Below are 8136 nucleotides of genomic sequence, written 5' to 3'. Positions count from 1 at the left end.
CCCCAGTGGTGCAACTATTCGCTTTGCTCACTTGCAGCACGAAAAAAACATTTACGACTGGCAAGGAAGTCAGCTTGCTAGGATCGGTTTTGATGAATTAACCCATTACACCCAAAAGCAATTTTTCTACTTGCTTTCTCGCAATCGTTCTACATCAGCAATAGCACCGCAAATTAGGGGAACTTGTAACCCTGATGCTGATTCATGGGTAGCTAAACTTATTTCTTGGTGGATTGACGATGATGGCTATCCCATAAGCGAACGATCTGGAGTGCTGCGCTATTTTGTCCGCCAAGGCGATGAAATGCGATACGCGGATAGTATTGTTGAATTGCAAGAATCTTTCCCAAACCTGCAACCGAAATCGCTGACTTTCATCCCTTCGTCAATCTTTGACAATAAAATTGGCTTAAGCAAAGACCCAGGGTATTTAGCTAACCTCCAAGCACTACATCCTGTAGATCGTGCAAGACTTCTAGAAGGCAACTGGAAAATTCGCACGGATTCAGGCGCATTTATCAATCGCTCATTCTTTGAAATAGTAGAAGACTTCCCTGATACTGGAACTATAGTTCGAGCTTGGGATATGGCAGGGACAGAAAAACACCTAAAAAATGACCCTGATTATACTTGCGGAGTAAAAATGCTCAAGTCCGGTAATTTATACTATGTCCTAGATGTAATTCAAGTACAAATATCAGCAGCCCAAGTCAACGATCTAATACTAAGAACTGCACTCAATGACGGCGTTGGTTGTAAAGTGCGTTTCGAGATAGAACCAGGAAGCGCAGGTAAGATAAATGCTAGTACCCTAACAAAAATGTTAGTAGGCTATGACGCGGCAGGAATAAGGAGTCAAGGCGATAAGCTAACCCGCGCCAAGGGCTTTGCTACCGCTGCTGCTAACTCGCAGGTAAAATTAGTTAGGGCTGCGTGGTGCGATCGCTATTTATCAGAGTTGCATAACATACCAGAATCGCCTCATGATGACCAGTTGGATGCGTCAGCAATTTGTTATAACGAGCTATCAAAGCCTTCTATCATTACTCCACAAGCAAAATCCTACCGAACATGGTAAAAAATAGGCGATCGCAGTCAATAGTAGAAGAAAACCTCGCGTATTACGAAGGCGGTGAAGAGGTTTTTAGTCTTGGCTGGATTGGACCACGCCTAGAGCCAAAAGACGAACACTACGAAGAGGTAATGGAAGCGATCGCCAAAGTCTTCCAATCCTCCAACAAAATAAAAGAATGCATAGATCGCCACCGCAATGCGATCGTAGGCAAGAAACCCCATTGGTACTTCGCAGACCCAGCAGGTAATAGAGTAGAAGATGATACGGCATCAGTTGCAGAATTATTGCTTCAGTGCTGGATAGATAGACAGTATCGCCTTGCTATCTCATCAGAATCAGCGTTAACCAATGCGATCGCTGAATGCACCAAAAATATGCTCGTCACTGGTCGCGGTTATCTCCGCTTATGGTCCCCCAAACGGTTTAGAAATTCGCCAGACCTAATTAATCGCGTTGCCCTGCACTCGCCGCATCCCGATAGTGTAATTATTAACCGCGACGATGACGAATTTACAGATTCAATCGAGTACCACTATACCTTTGGCGAACTCAAGCGAGTTGAAGTACAGCGAATTGATGAAGTAAGTAATTTCACAATCTTTACGACCCTGGACGAACAAGGGATAGAGATAGAAGAAGAGACAATCGCCTTGGACTTAGGTGGCAGGTATTCAATTTATGAGATGCGATCGCCCTCATTAATTACAGATTCAGTCAAGCGCGCTCAAAATGCCATCAACTTCGCGTTAACTATGATGATCAGAAACGCTGAGGTCGGCGGTTTTAGAGAACGCTTGATTCTCGGAGCGCAACCACCTGGGAGATGGGAAGATGACAAGTTTTACCCTGACAATGAGTTTAGAGTAGGACCAGGGCAGACAGCATTTCTACAAGGCGCACCACTGCACGACGAAATGGGACAGTTAAAAGGTTACACGAACCCCTCAGTTTACAGCGCAGAACCCGTATCGCCTCAAACCTTTATCGATACAGCCCAGGCTTTTACTGCAAACATCTACCATCAATTTTCCCAATCGCATCTCTTAGGCTCTGACCTACAACTATCTGGAGTATCTAGAGAACAAGCGCGGCAAGACTTCGAGACTACATTAGGAGAACATAGCGATATTGTGGCGGCAGCGATCGCCGGAGCATACGGCAGCGCCCTGATGATGTTGAACCAAGATAGCACTGACACTTATCGCAATCTAGATATTGTCGTACAACTTCGCCTTAGTGCAACTTCGCCACTCCCAGAAGAACTAGACCGTATCCTCAAGTTCCAGCAGGCGGGGTTGTTATCGAAGGCGACGGCTATGAGTTTGTCTGGATTCATCGAAGATACGGATGCTGAACTTGCGCTTCTCGCTGAGGAAGATCGCGATCGCACGGTAGTTGAAGATACTACCAGTCTTTTGGTATCAGGAGCCATCGACCAGCCAACGGCAGAAGCTACTTTGCGATCGCGTCGGGTGCTGGCGCAAGATACTAATAGTAGCGATCGTACAAATGAGGTACTAAATGGCAACAATTGATGATGTTTACGCAAGAGGTGGGAATTGGCAACTAATGACGAGGATAAATTCATTCCCAAGGGACAACCACTATCTGCTGAAGAATTAGCGGAATATACCTCTGGTGGGGAAGAGGTTGTTATTCGTCGCTCGGATGTGGAGAAAGCGATCGCTACTTCTGACGCTGAACTTAAGAAATATTTAGAAGCTGGGCAGAAGAAAAATGGATAACGTGAGTAAAGAACAAATCACTCGTATGACACTTGAATCAATTGCTAGGGTACGCATAGCTCTAGTTAAAGCAGTAGAAGAAGGCGCACAAGCTATGGCGATGGAGCAATACGTTAGAGCCATCGATAACCTTGAAGATGCTCTTGATTATTTTACTCCTGATGACGATGAGGACGATAATAAACCATTACCTTATAGCCCGCAGCCAGACTTAAGCGCTAAAGAATTTGACAATTTACGAAAAGCTGCTGTAGATCATATTTTTAGGATACATATAGGTTTAGGAGGAAAATAGTTTTGTCTACAATTTGTAGACATTTACAATGACAGCTTTTATAGTTGGCACTGGTACTCAAAGAGTCTCTTACGCTCGCAAGGTCGGAAAGTATCGTGATGACAATACGGGGCGCTTTGTAAGCCGCGATCGCATCCTCCGTTTAGTTGACGAAGAAGTAGCACGCCTAGCCACCCGCATGAAAGCCCACGCCCGAAACCTAACGGCGGGTAATATCGATTTGCCGACATTCCAACAAAGAGCCGTAGAGGATTTAAAGCTTAGTCACGTAAGAATGGCAATCTTGGGCAGTGGGGGTAAAAGTCTAACCACATCAGCCCAATACGGGGCAACGGGTAGATTGCTACGGGAGCAATACAATTATTTTGATGGCTTTGCCCGTGATTTAGCTGCGGGGAAGTTGACTAAGGCACAAGCGATTCAAAGAGCCTCCCTTTACGGTGCAAGTACCCGCTCCGCATTCCATCAGTCAGAGAAGATAGCTAGAGGGAGGGAGGGGTTTAAGCTGGCTTCGAGGGTATTGGATGCAGGCGCGCAGCATTGCCCTTCCTGTTTGCGGTATAGCACTAATGGGCTTTTTGTTCCTATAGAGCAGATAATAAGTCCTGGCGTGAACTGCGAATGCCGTTTTAGATGCCGCTGTAGAATTGAGTGGAAAAAAGATAATAGATAGCTATACTTGAAATGTCATCAACTGCTTATAGAATATGGATTACGCCGAAGCGCTAAGACAAATTGAAAGCCTAGAAAACGGCAACGAACTAATTAGTGCAATCAAGGGTAGAGTTGATGGCATCCTAGAAGAAAAGCGCCGCGCTGTAAGTAGCAGTAGTACAGAGCGCGATCGCGCTTCCCAATTAGAAAATATAGTAGACCAAATATTTAAACTAACTGGCGCAGAAGGTGACAACCCAGTAGCCAAAACCCAATCTTTCACAAATAAATACAATTCATTATTATCTGAGTCCAACAACAATCAAAAAACTATATCCAGTTTAGAAGCTGCCAAAAATGCAGCAGAGCAAGCCAAGAATGAAGCCGAAACAAAACTTATTGAAGCGGATAGAAATATTAAAGTGACAGAGGCAGCGATCGCATCTAAAGCTAATCCAAACGTACTTAAAAAGTTATTAACCGACAATCAATTAAGTTTAGAAGTAAGTACAGCAGAGGATAATAGCAAACAAGTACTTGTAGTTAAAGGCGAAGAGAAGTTACCATTGACTGAGTTTGCCCAAAGTAATTGGGCTGATTTCCTGCCTTCTTTGTTTCCGAGTAGTGGTTCTACGCCACCGAAGCCACCATCTGTGCTTCCTGGTGGTAGTCCAGGCGGACAAAAGAAAGAGAATCCCGATCCAGTGAAAAGCTATATTGCTGCTTCTGGATATGGACTGAAAACTAAAACTACTGGGTAGTTTGCAATAAAAGGGAATAGGGAATAGGGAATAGCGCTCGCAGCTTTCTTGGAGGCGACCTCCAAGAAGCTTTGATGCGAGCGATGCTTTTATCCTATTACCCATTACCTATTACCTATTCCCTATAAATATCGCTCTTGGAGGGCAAACCAGAAGTCCAGGGGACAGAGGTAAGTCTGCACGGAATTTTTTGGAGGAGGAACTCCGCCAAAAAGATTCCTCATTAACCTATCCCTTATGGAACGTGGCAAATCCTTATTACACAAAGCCCCGCATTCACTTCGGGGACTATCAATCAATCTCGCCTCAGTGGTCGGGGACTCCCCAGCACCAGCCTAAAGTATTAGTGCCTGGGGGCGGTCATTTAAATGCAAGTGCCTTTACAGCTTTGTCCAATGCCACGCCGATTACAGTGGCGGCGGCAGGGGCGGCAGCGGGTGCGACTACTATTCCTTTACAAAGTGCGATCGCATCTGCTGTTCCCAGTGGCAAGATATTAGATTTCACTGGCGCAGGTAAGTTTGCCAAACTGACGGCTGCCGCAGCAGAAGGTGCGACTAGCCTAACAGTTGAAGCCTTGCCTCAAGCTTTAGTCGCTGGCGATATGGCTTATTACAGCATGGGCGATTATCTACTTGTCCAGTCTGGCACTTTGGTAGGACGTACTTATGCCGAACGCGATGCTGGAATTGGTTACGGTCCTTATGCTACAGGAGACGAGGAAGCGCACTTGCTCATGTTCGATGTGCATGATGCGCTAACAGACAACGAAGCAGAATTATACATGGCTAAGTCCAATAATGTAGTTTACGAGAACTTTCTACCCAATTGGACTAGCTTATCAACAGAAATCAAGACCTTTATAAGGGCAAACTATAACTGCCTAATAGGAGTAGCGTAAGATGGCAGACATTTTTGCACTCCACAGGGAAATCGTAGAAGAGGGGCATCTAGAAACTTTAGCCCGCGATCCTCGCATTCAGTTTGGTACTCCGGCAAGGCGTTATATCGGCGCAGAGATATTGCCCGACAGACCTGTAACAGAAAACCAGTTCACCGAATCAGATATCCGCTACTTTACAAGTCCTGCTAATGATGCGACTCGTTACTCCGAGCCGCAAATGAAACAGGTAGCGCAGGCGGCGACATTTGATGTCAAACTTGGCGAACTCGATATTGCTGCCCAGCTAACAGGTAGAGATTTTGATAATATCCGTAAGATAGCGATCGCTAATCCAACAGGTGCTAAAAATCAATTAATCGCTTGGCTAAACACTGGGCTTAATTTGTCTTTAGTTGAGAAAGTCGAAATCCAGCGCTGGAATGCGTTGCTTGATGCGGCGGTGCAGATTGTCGGAACTAATGGCAAAGTTAGCACCGTCCCCTTAGATAATCCAGTTGGGCATCGTATTACCGTTCCTTCTGGCACAACTGCTGCACCGACTGGGTGGTATGGCAACGAGGACCCGATGGACGCAATCTTTGCGATGAAAACCTTTTTATCAGGCAAAGGTTACGAGCTATTGCGGGTAATTGGCGACAGCGAAATCACTAATGCTTTAGTTACAAACCCCGTGATGCAAAGTCGCCTTGGGACTTTAACTATTGCTGGTGGCGAACTAACTAGCCGCGTGGGGTTAGTGTCGAAGCAGGCTCTAGATGCTTATATCCAGAGCTTCGGTATTCCGGCAATTGAGGAATACAACCTTACTTACCGCACTCAGATAGGCACTGGTTTCTTCAAGCGCCGAGGTACTTTGGCATTTATCTGTGCCACTGGGCGCAGCGAAACTATCGACAATGGCGACGCAACGCTTTCAGTATTAGAAAACGTTGCCGGATACAACGCCGTTGGTTTAGCTGTTGGTGAGGACAATCCTGGCAGGGTAATTCGTACCGAAGCGCGGAACCTCAAGCCAATTGGTATTTACGGTCAAGCCTTCCAAACAAGCTTTCCGGTCTTAACTGAACCCGAAGGTGTAGGTGTACTAACAATTCCTCGTCCAATTGCCGCATAAAAACCTATGAAAGCAAAACTTGAGACTGCCTACCGTTGGCAAGGTAAGACCTATTTACCAGGGGAAGAGGTTGAGATACCGGAAGACTTAGCTAAAGCTATTGGGATAGAGAAGAAGGAAGAGGAGAAGCAGAAGGAAGAGGAAGAGAAGGAGGAAACCCCAAGCCCTGCTACCAAATCTAGGACTAAAGCCTAATGCCGTACTTGGATAAAGCAGAAGCATTAGTGCGATCGCGCGAACGGGCAGCAAATGCCGGACCGGAAGCCGAAGCCTTCATGAACGAGTTTCTAGACTTGTCGGCAAGGAAGGATATTTCAGGCAATATTCACTTCGCACCGTTTCTTACTGCCGCCGTTTGGCTTGAACAATCACCTCAATTCCAAATGCTCAAAAAAGCAGAAGACGGGGTTGAGTTCGATCAAATGCGAGTAGCGATCGCATCTCTTCGCGCCCTCCAAGCCGCCTACGATGCCGCAAATATGTTGATGATTCCCGCAGGGATGGAAGCAGTTGCAAGAGTGGAAAGTAAAAAGCTACCTCTCTTTAGTACACAGATACTAAGGACAAAAGTTTCGCCATGAGCAGCCCCTTTGCCACATTTGCTAATGCAACTTTGACGTTCAACGTCCCCACTGGGAACGTAACAACTAATGCAGTCGGAAATAGGGTAGTAGAGACATCGCCTTTGCAGTTTACCGCCATGCTCAAACCCGTAAAGGATGCGGCAGAAGTGAGCTTCTACGTGGGCGATGACGACGTGAGCGAATTAATGAAGGGGTACTTGGTAGAGCCATTAATCTTTCCACCTACCCTGACTGCACCGATTGAAGGCAAGGCGGAGGTTAAAACAGCAATTGGGGTAAGTAAAACTGGGACTTTTAAACTGCTTCCCTTAACACAATCGCCTTATCTAACGGGTTTAGGTATTGACTTCCTCACAAAAATCACTGGGGTGTTTCGACGTGGCTAATATCAAAATTGATACCGCAAAAATCAATAGAGCGATCGCGCGTAGCTTTGATCGTGCCGTAGAGCGGACAAGCGAAGCGATGGATTATGCTATTGACGCAGACTTATACGACTATCCGCGTACCACTATAAGACGGTCGGGTGAAATCGTGTCGTCTCCTCGAAATTTGGTTGATTTGGGTAATTTAAAAGACTCTAAAGTTGTAGCCCGTTCTAGTGATGGCAATACTGCGGAGTTTTCTTGGAATGTCGATTACGCGATCGCCGTTCATGACGGTTACACAACCAAAACGGGTAAGGACGTGCCACCGCGCAAATGGACGGAAAAAGGTATTGAGGAAGCCGACCCCATAACCTTTTTTGGTGAAGCGCTAGGGAGGCAATTGTGATTCAACCTATTGAAGTGCGATCGCAGTTTCTTACTCTACTCAATGGCTTGATTGGCACTTACAAGTTTAGTGATGGGCGGATAGAACAAGCGATCGCTATCCTCCCCGACGAGGATCACGGTTGGGACTTTCCCAATAACGGCACTGTACCAACTGGAATTGAGTGCGTAATTATTCGCCCCTATCCAACCATTAAAGAATTACTAGGAGGTCGGCAAAAAAAATATGAG

General features: G+C 46.0%; 13 protein-coding genes. All 13 read left to right on the top strand.

From position 1 onward, the window contains the following. The coding region (gene terL, locus ACRC32_RS26030; RefSeq protein WP_438556695.1) for a phage terminase large subunit at nt 1-1078 on the top strand (1078 nt) is incomplete at its 5' end. Beyond that, on the top strand, nt 1072-2610 hold the full coding sequence (locus ACRC32_RS26025; RefSeq protein ID WP_438556694.1) for a phage portal protein: 1539 nt from the start codon (nt 1072-1074) through the stop codon (nt 2608-2610). The genes terL and ACRC32_RS26025, both read left to right, overlap by 7 nt. A gap of 24 nt (nt 2611-2634) precedes the next feature. Next, nucleotides 2635-2820, top strand: coding sequence for a hypothetical protein (locus tag ACRC32_RS26020; protein WP_438556693.1), 186 nt, complete (start codon nt 2635-2637; stop codon nt 2818-2820). Continuing rightward, nucleotides 2813-3115, top strand: coding sequence for a hypothetical protein (locus ACRC32_RS26015; protein WP_438556692.1), 303 nt, complete (start codon nt 2813-2815; stop codon nt 3113-3115). Before ACRC32_RS26020 ends, ACRC32_RS26015 begins: the two co-directional genes overlap by 8 nt. 28 nt (nt 3116-3143) lie before the next feature. Further along, nucleotides 3144-3788 carry a hypothetical protein gene (locus tag ACRC32_RS26010; protein ID WP_438556691.1) on the top strand — a complete coding sequence of 215 codons (645 nt, stop codon included), beginning with the start codon at nt 3144-3146 and terminating at the stop codon, nt 3786-3788. Nucleotides 3789-3822: 34 nt separating this feature from the next. Then, nucleotides 3823-4530, top strand: a complete 708-nt coding sequence (locus tag ACRC32_RS26005) for a hypothetical protein (RefSeq protein WP_438556690.1) — start codon at nt 3823-3825, stop codon at nt 4528-4530. Nucleotides 4531-4720: 190 nt separating this feature from the next. Next, complete coding sequence (locus ACRC32_RS26000; protein ID WP_438556689.1) at nt 4721-5431, top strand: hypothetical protein; 711 nt, start codon at nt 4721-4723, stop codon at nt 5429-5431. A 1-nt stretch (nt 5432) separates the two neighbouring features. After that, complete coding sequence (locus tag ACRC32_RS25995; protein WP_438556688.1) at nt 5433-6548, top strand: major capsid protein; 1116 nt, start codon at nt 5433-5435, stop codon at nt 6546-6548. A 6-nt stretch (nt 6549-6554) separates the two neighbouring features. Next, nucleotides 6555-6743 (top strand): hypothetical protein, encoded by a 189-nt coding sequence (locus ACRC32_RS25990; RefSeq protein WP_438556687.1) that lies wholly within the window; start codon nt 6555-6557, stop codon nt 6741-6743. Then, nucleotides 6743-7129 carry a hypothetical protein gene (locus ACRC32_RS25985; protein ID WP_438556686.1) on the top strand — a complete coding sequence of 129 codons (387 nt, stop codon included), beginning with the start codon at nt 6743-6745 and terminating at the stop codon, nt 7127-7129. Before ACRC32_RS25990 ends, ACRC32_RS25985 begins: the two co-directional genes overlap by 1 nt. Then, on the top strand, nt 7126-7518 hold the full coding sequence (locus ACRC32_RS25980) for a hypothetical protein (RefSeq protein WP_438556685.1): 393 nt from the start codon (nt 7126-7128) through the stop codon (nt 7516-7518). Before ACRC32_RS25985 ends, ACRC32_RS25980 begins: the two co-directional genes overlap by 4 nt. After that, a complete protein-coding gene (locus ACRC32_RS25975; RefSeq protein WP_438556684.1) occupies nt 7511-7906 on the top strand; it encodes a hypothetical protein in 396 nt (131 codons plus the stop codon). Before ACRC32_RS25980 ends, ACRC32_RS25975 begins: the two co-directional genes overlap by 8 nt. After that, the coding region (locus ACRC32_RS25970) for a hypothetical protein (protein WP_438556683.1) at nt 7903-8136 on the top strand (234 nt) is incomplete at its 3' end. The genes ACRC32_RS25975 and ACRC32_RS25970, both read left to right, overlap by 4 nt.

The organism is Chroococcidiopsis sp. (assembly GCF_051657925.1).
Lineage (GTDB): Bacteria > Cyanobacteriota > Cyanobacteriia > Cyanobacteriales > Chroococcidiopsidaceae > Chroococcidiopsis.
Note: the sequence above shows the minus strand (reverse complement) of the source record. Positions and strands in the feature narration are given on the sequence as shown.

Coding starts and splice junctions, on each gene's coding strand:
- ACRC32_RS26025 (WP_438556694.1), top strand. CDS start 1,072: ATGGTAAAAAATAGGCGATCGCAGTCAATAGTAGAAGAAAACCTCGCG.
- ACRC32_RS26015 (WP_438556692.1), top strand. CDS start 2,813: ATGGATAACGTGAGTAAAGAACAAATCACTCGTATGACACTTGAATCA.
- ACRC32_RS26010 (WP_438556691.1), top strand. CDS start 3,144: ATGACAGCTTTTATAGTTGGCACTGGTACTCAAAGAGTCTCTTACGCT.
- ACRC32_RS26005 (WP_438556690.1), top strand. CDS start 3,823: ATGGATTACGCCGAAGCGCTAAGACAAATTGAAAGCCTAGAAAACGGC.
- ACRC32_RS25995 (WP_438556688.1), top strand. CDS start 5,433: ATGGCAGACATTTTTGCACTCCACAGGGAAATCGTAGAAGAGGGGCAT.
- ACRC32_RS25990 (WP_438556687.1), top strand. CDS start 6,555: ATGAAAGCAAAACTTGAGACTGCCTACCGTTGGCAAGGTAAGACCTAT.
- ACRC32_RS25985 (WP_438556686.1), top strand. CDS start 6,743: ATGCCGTACTTGGATAAAGCAGAAGCATTAGTGCGATCGCGCGAACGG.
- ACRC32_RS25980 (WP_438556685.1), top strand. CDS start 7,126: ATGAGCAGCCCCTTTGCCACATTTGCTAATGCAACTTTGACGTTCAAC.